The organism is Streptomyces sp. NPDC038707 (genome assembly GCF_040636485.1).
Lineage (GTDB): Bacteria > Actinomycetota > Actinomycetes > Streptomycetales > Streptomycetaceae > Streptomyces.
Genome location: NZ_JBEZUP010000013.1, coordinates 197,108 through 214,240, shown reverse-complemented (window position 1 = coordinate 214,240; position 17,133 = coordinate 197,108). Strand labels below are relative to the sequence as shown.

17 protein-coding genes are annotated in these 17,133 nt (G+C 73.8%); 9 read left to right on the top strand and 8 right to left on the bottom strand.

Going from position 1 to position 17,133, the window contains the following annotated elements:
• Positions 1–10 precede the first annotated feature (10 nt).
• Positions 11–814: a nuclease-related domain-containing protein gene (locus AB0E62_RS20120; RefSeq protein ID WP_362195111.1), complete on the bottom strand. Its 804-nt coding sequence runs from the start codon at positions 812–814 to the stop codon at positions 11–13.
• A gap of 99 nt (positions 815–913) precedes the next feature.
• Here AB0E62_RS20120 and AB0E62_RS20115 point away from each other — a divergent pair, with 99 nt between their 5' ends.
• The 5 genes from AB0E62_RS20115 to AB0E62_RS20095 all read left to right on the top strand — a co-directional run bounded on the left by AB0E62_RS20115 (position 914) and on the right by AB0E62_RS20095 (position 6,479).
• Positions 914–1,429: a protein phosphatase gene (locus AB0E62_RS20115; RefSeq protein WP_362195109.1), complete on the top strand. Its 516-nt coding sequence runs from the start codon at positions 914–916 to the stop codon at positions 1,427–1,429.
• A 94-nt stretch (positions 1,430–1,523) separates the two neighbouring features.
• Complete coding sequence (locus AB0E62_RS20110; protein ID WP_362195106.1) at positions 1,524–2,249, top strand: hypothetical protein; 726 nt, start codon at positions 1,524–1,526, stop codon at positions 2,247–2,249.
• Positions 2,246–3,490 carry a HAMP domain-containing sensor histidine kinase gene (locus AB0E62_RS20105; protein WP_362195103.1) on the top strand — a complete coding sequence of 415 codons (1,245 nt, stop codon included), beginning with the start codon at positions 2,246–2,248 and terminating at the stop codon, positions 3,488–3,490. Before AB0E62_RS20110 ends, AB0E62_RS20105 begins: the two co-directional genes overlap by 4 nt.
• 134 nt (positions 3,491–3,624) lie before the next feature.
• Positions 3,625–4,986, top strand: a complete 1,362-nt coding sequence (locus tag AB0E62_RS20100) for an FtsW/RodA/SpoVE family cell cycle protein (protein WP_362195100.1) — start codon at positions 3,625–3,627, stop codon at positions 4,984–4,986.
• 35 nt (positions 4,987–5,021) lie between these two features.
• Positions 5,022–6,479, top strand: a complete 1,458-nt coding sequence (locus AB0E62_RS20095; protein WP_362195173.1) for a penicillin-binding transpeptidase domain-containing protein — start codon at positions 5,022–5,024, stop codon at positions 6,477–6,479.
• A gap of 10 nt (positions 6,480–6,489) precedes the next feature.
• Here AB0E62_RS20095 and AB0E62_RS20090 read toward each other — a convergent pair whose 3' ends face one another.
• Positions 6,490–7,329, bottom strand: coding sequence for a hypothetical protein (locus AB0E62_RS20090; protein ID WP_362195170.1), 840 nt, complete (start codon positions 7,327–7,329; stop codon positions 6,490–6,492).
• Positions 7,330–7,615: 286 nt separating this feature from the next.
• On the opposite strand from AB0E62_RS20090, the gene AB0E62_RS20085 reads away from it, so the two are divergent.
• The 4 genes from AB0E62_RS20085 (at position 7,616) to AB0E62_RS20070 (ending at position 10,911) form a co-directional block, all read left to right on the top strand.
• The gene (locus AB0E62_RS20085) at positions 7,616–8,554 is read left to right on the top strand and encodes a diiron oxygenase (RefSeq protein ID WP_362195097.1); all 939 of its coding nucleotides are present in this window, start codon (positions 7,616–7,618) and stop codon (positions 8,552–8,554) included.
• 102 nt (positions 8,555–8,656) lie between these two features.
• On the top strand, positions 8,657–9,322 hold the full coding sequence (locus AB0E62_RS20080) for a TetR/AcrR family transcriptional regulator (RefSeq protein WP_362195094.1): 666 nt from the start codon (positions 8,657–8,659) through the stop codon (positions 9,320–9,322).
• Complete coding sequence (locus AB0E62_RS20075; protein WP_362195091.1) at positions 9,319–9,624, top strand: hypothetical protein; 306 nt, start codon at positions 9,319–9,321, stop codon at positions 9,622–9,624. The genes AB0E62_RS20080 and AB0E62_RS20075 overlap by 4 nt, the downstream gene beginning before the upstream one ends.
• A gap of 141 nt (positions 9,625–9,765) precedes the next feature.
• Positions 9,766–10,911 (top strand): NlpC/P60 family protein, encoded by a 1,146-nt coding sequence (locus AB0E62_RS20070; protein ID WP_362195088.1) that lies wholly within the window; start codon positions 9,766–9,768, stop codon positions 10,909–10,911.
• Here the strand turns inward: AB0E62_RS20070 and AB0E62_RS20065 are convergent.
• The 6 genes from AB0E62_RS20065 to AB0E62_RS20040 all read right to left on the bottom strand — a co-directional run bounded on the left by AB0E62_RS20065 (position 10,908) and on the right by AB0E62_RS20040 (position 17,077).
• Positions 10,908–11,417, bottom strand: coding sequence for a hypothetical protein (locus tag AB0E62_RS20065; RefSeq protein WP_362195085.1), 510 nt, complete (start codon positions 11,415–11,417; stop codon positions 10,908–10,910). The genes AB0E62_RS20070 and AB0E62_RS20065 overlap by 4 nt on opposite strands.
• A gap of 85 nt (positions 11,418–11,502) precedes the next feature.
• Entirely contained in the window at positions 11,503–12,756 is a 1,254-nt protein-coding gene (locus AB0E62_RS20060) for a styrene monooxygenase/indole monooxygenase family protein (RefSeq protein ID WP_362195082.1), read from the bottom strand.
• A 23-nt stretch (positions 12,757–12,779) separates the two neighbouring features.
• Positions 12,780–13,436: an ATP/GTP-binding protein gene (locus AB0E62_RS20055; RefSeq protein WP_362195079.1), complete on the bottom strand. Its 657-nt coding sequence runs from the start codon at positions 13,434–13,436 to the stop codon at positions 12,780–12,782.
• Positions 13,417–13,842, bottom strand: a complete 426-nt coding sequence (locus tag AB0E62_RS20050; RefSeq protein WP_362195076.1) for a DUF742 domain-containing protein — start codon at positions 13,840–13,842, stop codon at positions 13,417–13,419. The genes AB0E62_RS20055 and AB0E62_RS20050 overlap by 20 nt, the downstream gene beginning before the upstream one ends.
• Entirely contained in the window at positions 13,839–14,336 is a 498-nt protein-coding gene (locus AB0E62_RS20045; RefSeq protein WP_362195073.1) for a roadblock/LC7 domain-containing protein, read from the bottom strand. Before AB0E62_RS20045 ends, AB0E62_RS20050 begins: the two co-directional genes overlap by 4 nt.
• Positions 14,333–17,077 (bottom strand): nitrate- and nitrite sensing domain-containing protein, encoded by a 2,745-nt coding sequence (locus tag AB0E62_RS20040; RefSeq protein ID WP_362195070.1) that lies wholly within the window; start codon positions 17,075–17,077, stop codon positions 14,333–14,335. The genes AB0E62_RS20045 and AB0E62_RS20040 overlap by 4 nt, the downstream gene beginning before the upstream one ends.
• Between the last annotated feature and the right edge of the window lie 56 nt (positions 17,078–17,133).

Below are 17,133 nucleotides of genomic sequence, written 5' to 3'. Positions count from 1 at the left end.
TGGACCGCGTTCAGACCCTCCGCCAGACGTTCCGGTCCCGGGCCGTTCCGTGCAGCGCCTCCACGTCCGCCGGCTTGAGCACCCCGCCCAGCCGGGCCAGGTCCGCCAGCTCCGGGTCGCGCAGGATCCGTACGCCCCGCGGCTCGGCCGTGACCGTGACCTCGGCCGGGTCCACCAGGGCCAGCAGCGGGCGGACCTCGGCGGTGAGGGCGTAGGAGGCGCGGTCGGCGGCGGAGCGCAGCGGGCGCAGCAGCGGCTCGGGCTCGCGGCGGCCCAGGGCGACCATCGGGTCGGTGACCCGGACCCGGGCCCTGCGGGCGTACAGGGCGTGGACGGCGAACAGTCCGCCGGGGCCGATCACCAGGTGGTGGATGCGGTCGCCGCCGGGCAGCGGGACGGAGTGCAGGGTGTGCCAGCCGGCGCCTTCCAGTCCGTCCAGCGCCTGTCCCACGGTCTGCTCGGCGGTCAGGGCGCGCCGCCGCGGGTCGGGGCGCAGCCGGTGCGCGGGGCCGGGGTGCCGGTCCAGGGCGACGAGCAGCGCCTCGCCGGGGCGGTTGGGGGCCAGGTCGTCGTCCGGGTGCAGGGTCAGCCGGGCGAGTTCGACGGGGGTCGGGAGCGGGGGCGGGCCCACGGTCACCGGGCCGGTGACGAAGGGGTTCAGGGCCTGGAGCACGGCGTCCCGGCTGTCCTCGGCGAGGAGATCGACCCGGCCGGTCTCCCGGTCGTACCAGGCGACACTGGTTCCGTCCGCGCGGCAGACGTACAGCCGCTCACGACCGTGCCGGAAGGCCGGCACCACGCGCAGTCCGCTCATGCGCCATCACCCCTCGTCCATGGGAACAGGAGGGGTGCGGTGGGGGCAAGACCGGTTACCGTGGAGGGCGGCCCTTGGCGGGGAGTTGGGGAGGGACCGTTGCGGACCCGCGGAATGCAGCCCGGCGTGCCGGCTCCGGAGAGCCCGTGGAACGAGATCGTGCCCGGTCTGTGGATGGGCGGCCACGAGTTCCTGGACCGTTCCGGGCGCCTGGAGCCCGCCGTCGTGCGGGACGAGTTCGACGTGGTGCAGACGCTGCTGCGGCTGCCGGGGTACGGGCCCGATCCCGGCGTGGAGCACCATGTGTGGCCGATCCCGGACGGACCGCTGGACGGCACCCAGCTGGCCGGGGTGATCCGGCTGGCCCGTGCGGCGAACGACGCGCTGGAGGCCGGACGGCGGGTGCTCGTGCGCTGCTACCACGGGTACAACCGCTCGGGACTGGTCGTCGCGCACGCGCTGGTCCAGCGGGGTGACACGGCCGACCAGGCGATCCAGCTGATCCGGGCCCGGCGCTCGGCGTGGGCGCTGCACAACGAGCTGTTCGTGGAGTACCTCCGGGCGGGCCTGGCGACCGTACGGCTGCTGGAGGAACTGGAGGAGCTGGCCGAGTAGCCCGCCGCCCCCCGCACACCGGCCGTGTCGCGGGCCGCGTCCTCACGCACAGCACACGAAGCAGTACAAAGCAGACTTCGGCCAGAATGTAGGGATGCCAGCCCGTCGTCCCGCGCGTACCGCCCTCGCCCTGGCCGCCGTCGCCCTGCTGTCGGCGTCGGCCGCCGCCTGCGGGGACACCGGCGCGCTGCGCGGCGCCGGGCCGACCACCACCGCCGTCAGCCCCACCCGGCTGTGGCCGGACCTCAGGCCCGCGTCCAGCCCGGCCTACCCGTACGACGTGGCGACGCGGGAGACCGTCAAGGGGGTCACGGTCCCCGGCGGCGACATCCGGAAGGTCGATCCGGTGGCCGTCGTGACGGCGGAGCTGACGGCGCACCCCGACGACTACGGCCCCAAGGGGGCGTACCACGCGACCGCGGAGCGGATGCGGCAGTGCCGGTCCGGGGGCGACCGGGAGCGGTGCCCGCTGCTCAAGCCGTACCACCGGGACCTGACGGGGGACGGCCGGGCGGATCTGACGCTCGGCTTCCGGCTGTACCCGACCAACCAGACGGCGGTGCGGGTCTACACCGTCGAGGGGAAGAGGCTGGTGCGGGTGCTGGCCGACAACGACGCGCTCACCGGGGTGGAGCTGGCCGGGCGGGCGCTGATCGAACGCTCCCCCGCCGACACCTCCGGCTACGAGTACCGCACCACCTGGGTGTGGGACCCCGGCCAGCGCGCGATGGTGTTCTCGCGCGACGAGTACCTGCACGTCGGCGACGGCCGGCACGGCATGCGGACGCCGTCCCCCTCGGCGTCCCCGGGGGCGCGATGAGGCTCGCGCTGCCGCACTGGTCCGGGGCGCTCGCCGTCAGGGCCGCCGCGTTCATGACGGTGATGTGCTGCGCGCTGGCCGCGCTGCTCGGCGTGCTGGTGCATGTCTCGGTGACCGACCAGACCGTCGGCCAGGCCCGCGACCTGGCGCTGTCCCGGCTCTCGGACGCCACCGAGGCGTACGAGGCCGGGGACCGGCTGCTGCCGGGCGCCCGGGTGGACCCGGCGGAGCTGCCCCCGTCGCTGCGCCGGCTGGCGGTCTCCGGGCAGCGCGGCACGATGGTCGCGACGTACCGGGGGCGCCCCGCCATGTGGGCGGCGGGGCCGGTGGCCGGGCGCCGGGCGCTGGCCGTGGCGGTCGACTACTCGCAGCAGTCCCGCACCATCGCCGGTCTGGACGAGTCGATCGTGTGGTCGTCGGGGCTGGCCATCGGGGCGACCGTGCTGGTCGGCGTGTTCGCGGTGACCCGGGTGACCCGGCGGCTGCACGGCACGGCGCGGGTGGCGCGCCGGATCAGCGCGGGCGACCTGGACGCCCGGGTGAACGACCCCCGTACGAAGGATCCGGCCCGGCCGCAGGACGAGGTGGCCGCGGTGGCCGCCGCGCTGGACTCGATGGCGGCCTCGTTGCAGGGCAAGCTGCTGAGCGAGCAGCGGTTCACGGCGGACGTGGCGCACGAGCTGCGCACCCCGCTGACCGGGCTGCACGCGGCGGCCGAGCTGCTGCCGCCGGGCCGGCCGACGGAGCTGGTCCGGGACCGGGTGGCGGCGCTGCGCACGCTGACGGAGGACCTGCTGGAGATCTCCCGGCTGGACACCGGGCGGGAGCGGCTGGAGCTGGGCACGGAGGCGCTGGGCGCGCTGGCCGAGCGGGTGGTGCGGGCGTCGGGCACGGACACCGAGGTGCGTGTCCTGCGGGACGTCCGGGTGGAGACCGACCGGCGGCGGCTGGAGCGGGTGCTGGGGAATCTGGTGGCCAACGCGCACCGGCACGGGGCGCCTCCGGTGGTGCTGACCGTGGACGGGCCGGTGGTGACCGTACGGGATCACGGGCCCGGGTATCCGGAGTACCTGGTGGCGCACGGTCCGCAGCGGTTCCGCACGGAGGGCGGGGCCAAGGGGCACGGGCTGGGGCTGACCATCGCGGTGGGCCAGGCGGAGGTGCTGGGCGCTGCGCTGGGCTTCGGCAATGCGGTCGACGGGGGCGCGGTTGCCGTGTTGAGGCTGCCTGGGGGCGAGTAGGGGGCGGGGGCTTCGCTGCGTCGCGGAGTGCGGGTGCGTTGTGGTTGCCCGCGCAGTTCCCCGCGCCCCTTGAGGCGCTTCGCGCCCCGGGGCGCCTGCCCGGACAGACTGTGCTATTTCGGTAAGTTCCGGACATGACCAAGGCCGGAAGCACTCTGGAGGCGGCCCCCGCTCCCGTGCGCGCCGTGCGTCTTTCCCGGCGGCGGGGTGTCGAGCTGTCCCTGCTCGTGCTGGCCGTCCTGCTGTCCGTGTACGGCTACTGCGCGGTGGGGCTGGCCCGGTCCGGGAGCGTGCCGCCGGGTGCCGTCGGGTACGGCGCCGGGCTCGGGGTGCTCGCCCTGTTCGCGCACATCGCGGTGCGGATCCGGGCGCCGTACGCCGATCCGCTGCCGCTGCCCATCGGCGTGCTGCTCAACGGGCTGGGGCTGGTCCTGATCTACCGGCTGGACCTGGAGACACCGGGCGACCGGGCGGCCCCGACCCAGCTGGTGTGGTCCACGCTGGGCGTCGGGCTGTTCATCGGGGTCGTGCTGGTGCTGCGCGACCACCGGGTGCTCCAGCGGTACGCGTACGTGTGCGTGGTGGCCGCCCTCGTCCTGCTGGCGCTGCCGATCCTGTTCCCGGCGGTCAACGGGGCCCGGATCTGGATCCGGATCGCCGGGTTCTCCATCCAGCCCGGCGAGTTCGCGAAGGTGCTGCTCGCGGTGTTCTTCGCCGCCTATCTGGCCGCCAACCGCAGCGCGCTGGCGTACACCGGGCGCCGGCTGTGGCGGCTGCAGTTCCCGACCGGGCGGGTGCTGGGGCCGATCCTGACGATCTGGCTGGTGAGCGTCGGCGTCCTGGTGCTGGAGCGGGACCTCGGGACCTCGCTGCTGTTCTTCGGGCTGTTCGTGGTGCTGCTGTACGTGGCCACCGGCCGCACCGGCTGGATCGCGGTCGGGCTGCTGCTCGCGGTGCTCGGCGCGGTCGCCGTGGGACGGCTGGAGCCGCATGTGGGCGGGCGGATCGAGGACTGGCTGCACCCGTTCGCCACCATCGAGGCCGGGCAGGGTCCCAACCAGCTCGCCCAGTCCCTGTTCGCCTTCGCGGCCGGCGGGGTCCTGGGGACCGGGCTGGGGCTCGGGCACTCCATCCTGATCGGCTTCGCCGTCAAGTCGGACTTCATCCTGGCGACGGCCGGGGAGGAGCTGGGTCTCGCGGGGCTCGCGGCGATCGTGCTGCTGTACGCGCTGCTGGTGGAGCGCGGCTACCGGGCGGGGCTGGCGCTGCGCGAGCCGTTCGGCCGGCTCCTCGCGGTCGGGCTGGCCTCGATCGTGGCGCTCCAGGTGTTCGTGATCGCGGGCGGGGTGACCGGGCTGATCCCGCTGACCGGGATGGCGATGCCGTTCCTCGCGCAGGGCGGTTCCTCGGTGGTCACCAACTGGGCGATCGTGGCGCTGCTGGTCCGGGTGAGCGACTCGGCGCGCAGCCAGTACGACGGCCGGGAGGCGGCGTGACCGAGTACGGCGGACTGCCCGGGGGCGGGCGGCCGATGGGGCGGTGCATCCGGCACGCCTGCGCGTTCTGCGCCCTGCTGCTGGCGGCGCTGCTGGCCAACGCGGCCCGGGTGCAGGTGGTGCAGTCCCGGGAGTACGACGGCAGTCCGGCCAACCGGCGGGCCACGATCGCGCGTTACCAGCAGCCGCGCGGGAACATCCTGGTGGACGGCAGGCCGGTCACCGGGTCCGTGGACACCGGCGAGCAGCTGCGCTACGAACGCTCGTACACCGAGGGCCCGTTGTACGCCCCGGTCACCGGCTTCTCCTCGCAGACGTACGGCACCACGTTCCTGGAGCACGCCGAGGACGGGGTGCTGTCCGGCACCGACCCGCTGCTCGCGCCGCTGCCGCTGTGGAACGACGTGACGCGGGGGCGCGGCCCCGGCGGTGACGTCGTGACCACCCTGAACTGGCGGGCGCAGGAGGCCGCGTACCAGGGGCTGGCCGGGCGCAAGGGCGCGGTGGCCGCGCTGGAACCGGCCACGGGGCGGATCCTGGCGCTGGTGACCAGCCCGTCGTACGACCCCGCGGAGCTGTCGGGCAACAACGAGGCGGTGGCGTCCGCGTGGGCCCGGCTCAACCACGATCCGGAGAAGCCGATGCTCAACCGGGCGGTGCGGCAGACGTATCCGCCGGGGTCGACGTTCAAGGTGGTCACGGCGGCGGCGGCGCTGGACGCGGGCGTGGTCACGGACCTGGACGAGCGGACCGACTCCCCCGATCCCTACCGGCTGCCCGGCACCACCACGCGGCTGACCAACGAGGGCGACGGCTGCGTGGACGCCTCGGTGCGGGACGCCTTCGAGTGGTCGTGCAACACGGTGTTCGCCAAGCTGGGCGTGGACGTGGGGGTGCGGGACATGGTGGCGATGGCGCAGGCGTTCGGGTTCAACGACACCGAGGTGCGCGTCCCCTTCTCCGTGGCGCCCAGCACCTTCGACACCCACGTGGACCGGGCGCAGCTCGCGCTGTCGTCGATCGGGCAGTACAACACGCGGGCCACGCCGTTGCAGATGGCGATGGTCGCGGCGGCGGTCGCGGACGGCGGGGTGCTGCGTCCGCCGTACCTGGTGGAGCGGACCACCCGGCACGGCGGGGCGCTCCTGACCGGGAGCGGGGCCCGGCCGGGCCGGCAGGTGATGCGGGCGGCCACCGCGGCCCGGCTGGCGGAGCTGATGGCGGGGGTGGTCCGGGACGGCACCGGCACCCATGCGGCCCTCCCGGGCGTGCTGGTCGGCGGCAAGACCGGCACGGCCCAGCACGGGGTCGGCAACACGGGGGTGCCGTACGCCTGGTTCGTCTCCTGGGCGAAGTCCGAGGGCGCGCCGGAGCCGCAGGTGGCGGTGGCGGTGGTGGTGGAGGACGCGTCGGCGGACCGGGGCGAGATCAGCGGCGGCGGCACCGCGGCCCCGATCGCGCGGGAGGTGATGCGGGCGGTGCTGGGCGGCTGAGCGCGCGGGGTCAGCCGGCGGGCCGGAGCAGTTCGGAGCGGACGCGCAGGGCGGTGCGCGCGGCCTCCTCCAGGTCCACGTCGGCGGGGTCGTGCACGGAGAGGTCGACCTCGCCGACGGCGGCCGCCGTGTTGCCGTCCGCCCAGGCGCAGACGCCGTAGGTCAGGGTGGCGGAGGCGCCCTTCTGGGTGAGCACCTGGCAGCTGACGCGGGTGGCGGCGCCGGACGGGGTGACGTCCCTCGCGGGCCGCTCCACCGTCACGCCGTCGGCCTCGGCGGCACCCTTGAGCAGGCCGCGGCGGATCGCGGGGGTGTTCTTGAACCGGCCGTACATGCCGGAGACGAGCAGCATGGACCGGGAGTCCTCGCCGGGCGGGCTGTAGCGGCCGACGGTGGCGTGGACGTCCTTGACGTCCCAGGCGCCGTCGGCCTCGTCCTCGGCCTTCTTGCCCTCGGTGCCGGAGAGGTCCTCGGCGAGGGTGTACTCGCCGTCGAGCAGGCGGTGCGGCAGGACCAGCTTGTTCTCGGCCGCCGGGAAACCGCTGTCGGCCACCAGGCCGAGCACCACGAGACCGGCGACGACGACCGTGACGGCCCCGCCCACGATGCCGAGCACCAGCCCGACCCGGCGCTTTTTCGGCGGGGGCACCATGGGCGGCACGCCCCAGCCGGGATAGGGCTGCTGCGGCGGGTAAGGCTGCTGGGCCGGGTACAGCTGGTGCTGCGGGTACGGCTGGTGCTGCGGGTAGGACCCCTGCTGGGGGTAGGGCGAGCCGTACGGGCCGGGAGCGGCCTGCGGAGGCTGCTGCCCGTAGGGACCCGGGTACGGCGGCTGCTGCGGTGGAGGCATGGACACGCCAGCACGCTACTGCACCGCGCCGGCACCCCCGCCGCCGCGCCCGCCGCCCGTGCGGGCCGTCAGTCCTCCGCCGCGCCCGGCTCGGTCGTCTCCCGGACTGGGACCTGGAGGTGGCCCCTCGTCGTACTCCCAGGTGAACCGGGCCGCGCCGGCGGCGGGCACCTGCCAGGGAGTCTCCCGCCGCCCAACAAGTCCTGCGCAGGGGATTGACGACCTTACTGACAGGCAGTCTTATAAGAACAGGACGACTACCCCCGGGTAACGAGGTGAGGGAGCCATGACGACCCTGACGGAAGCGGACGCGCTGGACGGCCTGCGCGACGCGCTGGGCCTGCTCAAGGACCGGGAACAAGTGGCCGAACGGCTGCTCGCCTCTTCCGCCAAGCACTCCTTCGACCCGGACGAGGAGCTGGACTGGGACGCGCCCTTCGAGGAGGGCAAGTGGTTCTGGCCGCCGGAGCTGGTCTCGCTCTACGACACCCCGATGTGGCGGCGGATGAGCGAAGAACAGCGCATCCTGCTCTCCCGGCACGAGGCCGCGGCGCTGGCCTCGCTCGGCATCTGGTTCGAGATCATCCTGATGCAGCTGCTGGTCCGGCACATCTACGACAAGGCGGCGACGAGCGCGCACGTGCGCTACGCCCTCACCGAGATCGAGGACGAGTGCCGGCACTCGAAGATGTTCGCGCGGCTGATCACCCGCGGCGGCACGCCCTGGTACCCGGTCAGCCGGGCCCACCAGAACCTCGGCCGCCTGTTCAAGACCATCTCCACCACGCCCGGTTCGTTCACCGCCACGCTGCTCGGCGAGGAGGTCCTGGACTGGATGCAGCGGCTGACCTTCCCGGACGAGCGGGTGCAGCCGCTGATCCGGGGCGTCACGCGGATCCACGTGGTGGAGGAGGCCCGGCACGTCCGGTACGCCCGTGAGGAGTTGCGGCGCCAGATGGTGACCGCCCCGAAGTGGTCCCAGGAGTTCACCCGGGTCACCTCCGGAGAGTTCGCCCGCGTCTTCTCGGTCGCCTTCGTCAACCCGGAGGTGTACACGAACGTGGGGCTCGACAAGCGCGAGGCGATGGCCCAGGTGAAGGCCAGTGGGCACCGGCGCGAGATCATGCAGACGGGTGCGAAGCGCCTGACCGATTTCCTGGACGACATCGGTGTGCTGCGGGGCGCGGGGCGGCGGCTGTGGAGGTCGTCGGGCCTCCTGGCGTAGGCCCGGCACACCCTCCGCGGGGGCGCGGGCGCGGCGCGCGTGCGCCCCTGCCGCCCGCGAGCGCCGCAGGGCGGCCTCCCGGCGGCGGTTAGGCTGACCGCCATGACCCAGTCGGCCACCCCCGCATACCGCCGCCTGAGCGTCGAGGAGCGACGAACCCAGCTCCTCGACGCCGCGCTCTCGCTCTTCGCGCACCGTGCGCCCGAGGACGTGTCCCTCGATGACGTGGCGGAGGAGGCCGGAGTCTCGCGCCCCCTGGTGTACCGCTACTTCCCGGGCGGCAAGCAGCAGCTCTACGAGGCCGCGCTCGGGTCGGCAGCCGAGCAGCTGAACCAGTGTTTCGACGAGCCCCACGAGACGTCCGCGCTGTCCCGCCTGTCCCGCGTCCTGGACCGCTACCTGGAGTTCGTCGACCAGCACGACACCGGTTTCGCCGCGCTGCTCCAGGGCGGCAGCGTGGTGGAGACCAAGCGCACCACGGCCATCGTGGACGACGTGCGCCGGTCCGCCGCCGAGCACATCTACCAGCACATGGAGGTCAGCGAGCCCGGCCCGCCGCTGCGCATGACCGTGCGGATGTGGATCGCGGCCGTCGAGGCGGCCTCGCTGATCTGGCTGGACAACGACAAGCAGCCGCCGCCCGCCGAGCTGCGGGACTGGCTGGTCGAGCAGTTCGTGGCCGTCCTCAAGGTCACCGCGGGCCGTGACGAGCAGACGGCGGCGCTCGTCGCCACGCTCGCCGAGGACCACCCGGTACCGGCCGCGTGAGGAGTCAGGAGACCCCCTTCGAGGGCGGCCCCATGGACGGACGCGTGCTGCCCGTCCTGCTCGGCCCCACCGGACACCCCCCGAAGACGTACCGCATCCCCGTCCCGGACCCGGACGGCGGCGCGCCCACGGTGCTGGTCTACCGGCGCGTGCCGCGCGGGCACAGCCGTCGGCTCGGGCTGGTCCAGGGCTGGAAGTACCGCTACGACCCGGACGACCTCTCCGGCGGACGGCTCAGGTGGCCGTGGTCCAAGCCGGCCGCGCCGCCCGCGCCGCCCGCTCCGCCGCCCGGCGCTCCGTGATCCGGCAAGCCGGGTGACACGAACGAGTGAAAGTGGTGCGCCGAACCGCGCAGCCTTCCCGCATATTGTGTGCCGACACGTCTGATTATCACCGTGCGACGGGAGGCGGAAGGCCCGCCCTCCCGCACCGGAGGTGATGACGTGTCAGGAGTGCTCCGGCGTCTGGCCGGTACGGCCGCGGTGGCGGCCCAGGCCGTCCTCGCGCCCGTACCCGCCATGGCCGTACCGGATCCGCGGCCGTCCGTGGCCGTGCCCGACCCGCGGCCGTCCACGGCCGCGCCGGACGCGCCGCCGGCCGGGACCGCGACCGCCCGGCAGCCGTCCGTGGGACAGCTTCTGACGGACCTTCAGCGCCTGTACCGGCAGGCGGAACAGGCCACCGAGACCTACAACGCCACCACGGAGAAGCTGGAGCGGCAGCGCGCCGAAGTGGCCCGGCTGGACGGCGAACTCGCCCGCGCCCGGCTCGCCCTGCGGTCCCAGCGCAGGGACGCCGGCCGGCTGGCCCGGCAGCAGTACCAGAGCGGCGGCGGCCTCGGCCCCTACGTCCGCCTGCTCCTCGCCCCCGATCCGCAGGCCGCGCTGGACGAGGGCCATGTCATCGGCGAACTGACCCGCGAACGGGCCCGTACGGTGGCCCGGCTGACCCTCGCGGAGCGGCACCAGGACACCCTGGCCCGCGCGGCCCGCAAGGCCCTCGACGACCGGCTCGCCCTGGCCGAGCGGCAGAAGCGGCAGCGCGACGACGTCCGGGCGAAACTGGCCGACGTGGAACGCATGCTGGCCGGCCTCACCCCGGACCAGCTCGCGGCCGTGGCCCGGCTGGAGGAACAGGGTGTCGCCGAGGCCCAGCGCGAACTCACGACCGCGGGCGCCCTGCCCGCCGGCCGCCCCGCGGCCCCGCCCGCCGGCGGTCCCGCCGCGCCCGCCGCCGACCGCGCGGTCCGCTACGCCCTGGACCAGGTCGGCAAGCCGTACGCGTGGGGCGCGGCGGGCCCGGACGCCTACGACTGCTCGGGGCTGACCTCGCGGGCCTGGGCCCAGGCGGGCATCCCGGTCCCGCGCACCAGCCAGGAGCAGTGGGACCGGCTCACGAAGGTGCCGCTGCGCCGGCTGCGCCCCGGGGACCTGGTGGTGTACTTCCCCGAGGCGACACACGTGGCGATGTACGTGGGGGACGGGAAGGTCGTCCAGGCGCCGCGACCGGGCGGGCGGGTCACGGTCTCACCGATCGCCGCCCACCCGATCCTGGGCGCCGTGCGTCCCGCCGCGGGCGGGCCCGGCTAGTCCTCGCAGAACCGCTCGCTCGCCAGCTTCGCGCCGTCCCTGAACCCCCTCCTGAAGTTCTCGTCGACGGCCGCGAACCCCTGCCGTGGCTGCGTCGCGTCGCAGTTCTCCCGCACGGCCGCGAATCCCTGCCGGAAGCCCTCGCGGTACTGCTTCCTGGCGTTGTCCTGCTCTCCCGTCCCGGCCGTGCCGCACCGGACCGGGCTGCCGCCGAACTGACGGGCTCTGACGGTGCCGCGCGCGTCGGTGACCGTCAGGGAGAAGCGGCCGGTGGCGCCCGCCCGCACGCCGCCCACGCCTCCGCTGGCGGAGGTCACGGCCACGAACTTGTTCGGTTTGAAGTTCCTGCCGCTGACCAGCAAGTTCCTCGGGTTGTCGGTGCTTCTGACGCTACAGGTGGGCGATGCCGCCGCCGCTGTCGAGGCGGAGAACGTCACCGTCCCCAACGCCAGCGACGACACCGCCAGAGGCGCCAGAACCGCCAGGCGTACCCGTCGAGCCTTCATGGGAACTCCTCCATGGCTTGTCCCCCCTGCACACCTGTCCCAGCGTCCCCCCGCCGATTTCAGGTGTCAAAAGGGGACAGAACCATCAGGCCCCGGTGAGCGATCCGAGGTAGGCGGCCGCCTTGTCGGGATCGAAGAAGAAGTCTTCGAAGTCGGCCGGGTCGTTGAACCCATTGGCGAAACGGTCCGCCACGGGCTGGAGCGAACCTGCCGCGCCGATGAGGTTCAGCACGTGCTCCGGCGGCGGGGCCAGCATGGCGTTGGTCCACTTGGTGACGTGCTGCGCGGTGGCCCAGTAGCGGTCGAAGGTGGCCCGCATCCACTCCTCGTCGAAGGGCTTGTCGCCGTGCTCCAGGATCGAGGCGAGGTATGCCGCCGCGCACTTGGACGCCGAGTTGGAACCCTGCCCGGTGATCGGGTCGTTGGCCACGACCACATCGGCGACGCCGAGGACCAGGCCGCCGGAGGGCAGCCGGCCGACGGGGTTGCGCACGGTCGGGGCGTAGCGCCCGGCCAGCGTGCCGCCCGCGTCGGTCAGTTCGACCTTGGTCGCCCGCGCGTACTCCCAGGGCGTGAACCGCTCCATGAGTTCCAGGGTCAGGGAGAGGTGCTCGGCCGGGTCCTTGACACCGCGGAAGACGTCGAGCGGGCCGCCGGGTATGCCCTCCCAGAACAGGATGTCGGCACGGCCGGAGACGGTCAGCGTCGGCATGACGAACAACTCGCCGACCCCGGGCACCAGGTTGCAGCGGACCGCGTCGAACTCCGGGTGCTCCGGGCGCGGTCCGAGGCCGTGCACATAGGCCACCGCCAGCGCCCGCTGCGGCTCGGCGTACGGGGAGCGCTCGGGGTCGCGGGCGAACATCGACACCAGCTCGCCCTTGCCGGCGGCGACCAGCACGAGGTCGTAGGTGCGGGAGAAGTAGTCCAGGTCGCCGACGGCCGCGCCGTGGATGACCAGCTGGCCGCCGCGCTGCGCGAAGGTCTCCATCCAGCCGGCCATCTTCACCCGCTGGTCGACGGACTGCGCGTACCCGTCCAGCTTGCCCACCCAGTCGATGGCCCGCTGGGTGGGGCCCGGGTCGTGCGAGCCGGGCGCGGCGACCGAGACGCCGAGTCCCTCGATCTTCGGGGCCTGGGACTCCCAGAAGTTCAGCTTCAGGTCGCGCTCGTGCTGGAGTGCCGTGTGGAACATGCACTGCGTCGACATGACCCGGCCGGAACGGATCTCGTCCGCGGTCCGGTTCGACATCAGGGTGACCTCGTAGCCGTGCGACTGCAGGCCGAGGGCGAGCTGGAGGCCGGACTGGCCGGCTCCGACGACGAGTATCTTCCGCATGCGGGTGGGGACTCCTATCAGGACTACTCGGGGGTTTCGTCCAGCGCGTGGCCGACGAGGGCCAGGAGGGTCTCGATCACCGAGAACCGCCGCCGCGCGTCCATGATCATGACAGGGATGTGCGCCGGTATGGTCAGCGCCTCCCGTACGTCCTCCGGCTCGAACCGCTCGCTGCCGTCGAAGTGGTTGACCGCGACGACGTAGGGCAGACCGCAGCTCTCGAAGTAGTCCAGCGCGGGGAAGCAGTCCTTCAGGCGGCGGGTGTCGGCCATGACGACGGCGCCGATCGCGCCGCGCACCAGGTCGTCCCACATGAACCAGAACCGCTGCTGGCCCGGCGTGCCGAACAGGTAGAGCACCAGGTCGTCGTCGAGCGTGAGGCGGCCGAAGTCCATGGCCACGGTGGTGGTGAGCTTGCCCGGGGTGGCGGACAGGTCGTCGGTGTCCTCGCTGGCCTCGGTCATCAGCGCCTCGGTCTGCAGGGGCGTGATCTCCGAGACGGAGGTGACCAGGGTGGTCTTGCCGACGCCGAAGCCGCCCGCCACCACGATCTTCGTCGCGATGGGGGCGCGCGTCCGGTCCGTCTGCCAGGACCTCAGGTCCTCGTCCGGCTCGGCGAAGGAGGCGGCGAGGGGAGTGCCCCCGAAGGCGGCCGTGGCGTCAGAGACGGCGGAGTCCACTCAGCACCCTTTCCAGCAGCGCGCGGTCCGGACGGCCGGTGCCGTGACCGGTTCCGGTGCCGTACACACGGATCTTTCCCTGGTCCGCGAGATCGCTCAGGAGGACGCGGACCACGCCGAGCGGCATCTTCAGCAGCGCGGCGATCTCGGCCACCGTGCGCATACGGCGGCACAGCTCGACGATGGCCAGCATCTCCGGCATGCCCCGGTTCGGCTGCGGGCCGTTCGTCAGTTCCTTGCGCTCCTCGGGAGCCTCCAGCGCGGCCACGAACGTCTCCACGAGGAGGACGTGGCCGAAGCGGGTACGGCCGCCGGTGAGCGAGTAGGGGCGGACGCGGGCGGGTCTGCGGTCGCCGCCGCGTACCGGGAGCCGCTGCGTCCCGGGCTTGTTCGCGGGGCCGGTCACCGGGTGCTCCCCGTCGGCTCGGACTCCATGGACTTGCGCAGTTCGCTGCGGAGTTCGGGCGTCAGGACGTGTCCGGCACGGCCCACGAACAGCGCCATGTGGTAGGCCACGACGCTCATGTCGCACTCGGCGCTGCCGTGCACGCCGAGCAGCGAGCCGTCGCTGATCGACATCACGAACAGGCTGCCCTCGTCCATCGCGATCATGGTGTGCTTGACCCCGCCGAACTCCAGCAGCTTGGCGGCGCCCACGGTGAGGCTGCCGATGCCGGAGACGATGGTGGCGAGGTCGGCGGCGGACCCGCGCGGGCCCTTCGCCGGGCGGACCGCACGGGACTGCTCCGTGTGGGCCGGGTCGGACGACAGCAGCAGCAGTCCGTCCGAGGACACCACGGCGACGGACTGGATGCCGGGTACTTCCTCGACCAGGTTGGTCAGCAGCCAGTGCAGGTTACGGGCTTCGGTGCTCAGTCCGTAGGTAGTGGGCGCGGTCAACTGCTTGCCTCCTCGGCTGTGCCCCCCGTGGCTTCTTCGGCGTGTGCGTAGCTGGCCGGCCGGCGGTGGCCGGCCGTCTTCTCGGCGATCTCCGCCTCTACGTCGCGGTAGCCGGCCTCGGCGCCGCTGCGGAAGCCGCCGAGCCTGCGGCGCAGGGCGTCGGCGTCGATGCGGGTGTTGCGGGGGCGGGGCGGGGCGGTGGGGGCGGTGATCTTGGGTGTGCGCTTGGGGAGACCCTTGCTGGTGAGCCGCTCCGCCGATTCCGCCTCGGCCTCGCCGTCGGCTTCCGGGTTCCCGTCCGCGCCGTCCGTGCGGGTTTCGTCGTCGGGTGCGGGTGTCCCCTGCGGGGCGTGCTCGCCGCCGTCGGCCCCCGGGTCCTGCGCCGGGTCCTCCTGGGGTGCCGGCAGGAGGAGTTCCATCGTCGTCTCGGCGGGGGTCTCCACCGGCTTGGGGCGGGTCTCCGTGGGGTCGGCGGACGGGGTGGCCTGTTCGTGGGTGTCCCGTACGGCCTGCTCGGCCAGGGCCACCAGCGGGTCCTTGGTACGGGCCTGGAGGACGTTGGAGTTGGCCTCCGCGTCGGCGCCCGGGAGGCTGTACGTACCCGTGGTGCTGCCGGGCGCGGTCTGCGGCGGCAGGGCCGTCGGCGGGGCCTCGGCGAGGAGCTGGGCCGGCAGGACCACGACCGCCGCCGTGCCGCCCTGCTTCTGCTCGCGCAGCTGGACCCGCACGCCGTGCCGGTGGGCGAGGCGCGCGACGACGTAGAGGCCGAGACCGAGGCCGTCGGTGTCCTCCTGGTCGTAGAGGGACTGGGGGTCGAAGTCGGCGAGGCGGGCGTTGAGGCGGGCCAGGCGCTCCTCGGCCACGCCGATGCCCTCGTCCTGGACGGAGAGCATGACCTCGCCGGACTCCAGGAGCCAGCCGGAGACCTCCACCGGCAGGTCCGGCGGGGAGAACGACGTGGCGTTCTCCATCAGTTCGGCGAGCAGATGGGAGAGGTCGTCGGCGGCGAACCCGGCCACGTGCGCGTGCGGGGGCAGCGAGGCGATGCGGACGCGTTCGTAGCGCTCGATCTCGCTGACCGCCGCCCGGACCACGTCGACCAGCGGGACCGGGCCCGGGTGCTGCTGGACGTGCTCGGTACCGGCGAGGACCAGCAGGTTCTCGCTGTGCCGGCGCATGACCGTGGCGAAGTGGTCCAGCTTGAAGAGGGTCGCGAGGCGGTCGGGATCCTGCTCGCGGTCCTCCAGGCCCTCGATGACCGCGAGCTGGCGTTCGACCAGGCCCAGGGTGCGCAGCGCCAGGTTGACGAAGGTGGAGCCGATGCTGGTGCGCAGCCGCTCCAGCTGGGCGGTGTTCTCGGCGAGTTCGGCGCGCAGTTCCTCGCGGGCGTCGGCCATCTTCTGGCGCTGGCCCACCAGGTGCTTGCGGTCGGTCTCCAGGGTGGCCACCCGCTCGTGCAGCGCGGCGGCGTGCGCGTGCAGGGCGTTGACCGAGCGGACCACCTGGGCGAACTCGTCGTTGCGGCCGGTGAAGGCGATCGGGTCCTGGGCCGCCGGGTCCTCGGCCTCGGCCAGCCGGGCCGAGCCGCGGCGCAGGACCGACAGCGGGCGGGTCAGGCTGCGGGCCATGGCCGTGGCGGTGCCGACCGCGACCAGCAGCAGTACGCCGAGGACGGCGACGCGGATCTCCAGGGCGGTAACGTCGTCGTCCCGGAGCTTTGCCAGGTCCTTGGTGCGGTGGTCGTAGAGCGCGGACTCGGCGCCGCGCATCAGGTCGATGCGGGCGGACAGGGCCGCGTCCAGCCTCTTGGTGCTCGTGGTGAGCTCGCCGTCGGCCAGGGACGGCTGGTCGGTGAGGGTGGCCAGGAACTTCTCGGCCGAGTTGACCTCGGGGCCGGTGACCGTGGAGTCGTAGGAGTCGACGGCCGCCTCGGGGGCGGTGGCGCGGAAGTCGGCGAGGGCCGCGTCGGCGCGCAGTCGGGCCTGCTGGGCGGCGGCGGTGAGCGCGTCGCGCCGGGCGCGGTCCGTGTCGCTGCCGGTGGCGGACGTGGTGGGCAGGCCGGAGACGGGGTCGATGACCGTCCGGGTGCCGGCCGGGACGTTCAGCGCGGCCAGCAGCAGGCCGCGGGCGGCGGCGGACTGCTGGACGGCGGAGTCCAGTTCGGCGAGGGCGTAGGCGCCGGAGCCGGCCCGCGGGGGCAGTCGCTCGGCCAGTTCCTCGGCGAGGCGGTGCAGTTCGTCGACCGCCGCGGAGTACGCCTCGTGGGTGCGCAGGGCGTCGGTCCTGCCGGTGAGGGCGGCCCGGCGGAGCGTGTCGATGCCGTCGAGGGCGCGGCGCAGGCGGGCCGGGGTGTCGGTGTCCGCGCGCAGCTCCGCGACCTGCCGGTCCACCCGGGCGCTGCGGTCCTCGGAGGGCGCCTTGGAGCGGGGGCGGCCGGCCGCGACGTAGGACGTCACCTCGTCGCGTTCGTCGGCGAGGGAGTGGGCGAGGGTGAGCGCGTCCTGGGTGCGGGCGGCGAGCGTCACCAGTTCCTGGGAGTCGTGGACGTCCCGGGAGGCGGTGAGCAGCGCGGGCGCGCCGGCGCCGGCCACGGCGGCGGCCACCACGGCGACGGCGACGATCAGCCGGGTGCGCACATGGGTGGGGCGGCCGGTGCCCACGGGGGTCTGCGGGACGGTCCCCGCGGGGGCCGGCTGACTGCCTGTGCGCCGAGGCCGCTTCTTCTGCACCGGTGCTCGCATTCTCGAACTCGTCTACCCAGGGGCCCGGGTGGCACCCCGCCACTTCGGGGCCAAGT

Excerpts from the sequence above, each read along its gene's own strand:
- AB0E62_RS20120 (WP_362195111.1), bottom strand. The coding sequence starts at position 814 with ATGAGCGGACTGCGCGTGGTGCCGGCCTTCCGGCACGGTCGTGAGCGG.
- AB0E62_RS20110 (WP_362195106.1), top strand. The coding sequence starts at position 1,524 with ATGCCAGCCCGTCGTCCCGCGCGTACCGCCCTCGCCCTGGCCGCCGTC.
- AB0E62_RS20105 (WP_362195103.1), top strand. The coding sequence starts at position 2,246 with ATGAGGCTCGCGCTGCCGCACTGGTCCGGGGCGCTCGCCGTCAGGGCC.
- AB0E62_RS20100 (WP_362195100.1), top strand. The coding sequence starts at position 3,625 with ATGACCAAGGCCGGAAGCACTCTGGAGGCGGCCCCCGCTCCCGTGCGC.
- AB0E62_RS20095 (WP_362195173.1), top strand. The coding sequence starts at position 5,022 with ATGGGGCGGTGCATCCGGCACGCCTGCGCGTTCTGCGCCCTGCTGCTG.
- AB0E62_RS20090 (WP_362195170.1), bottom strand. The coding sequence starts at position 7,329 with ATGCCTCCACCGCAGCAGCCGCCGTACCCGGGTCCCTACGGGCAGCAG.
- AB0E62_RS20085 (WP_362195097.1), top strand. The coding sequence starts at position 7,616 with ATGACGACCCTGACGGAAGCGGACGCGCTGGACGGCCTGCGCGACGCG.
- AB0E62_RS20080 (WP_362195094.1), top strand. The coding sequence starts at position 8,657 with ATGACCCAGTCGGCCACCCCCGCATACCGCCGCCTGAGCGTCGAGGAG.
- AB0E62_RS20065 (WP_362195085.1), bottom strand. The coding sequence starts at position 11,417 with ATGAAGGCTCGACGGGTACGCCTGGCGGTTCTGGCGCCTCTGGCGGTG.
- AB0E62_RS20060 (WP_362195082.1), bottom strand. The coding sequence starts at position 12,756 with ATGCGGAAGATACTCGTCGTCGGAGCCGGCCAGTCCGGCCTCCAGCTC.
- AB0E62_RS20040 (WP_362195070.1), bottom strand. The coding sequence starts at position 17,077 with ATGCGAGCACCGGTGCAGAAGAAGCGGCCTCGGCGCACAGGCAGTCAG.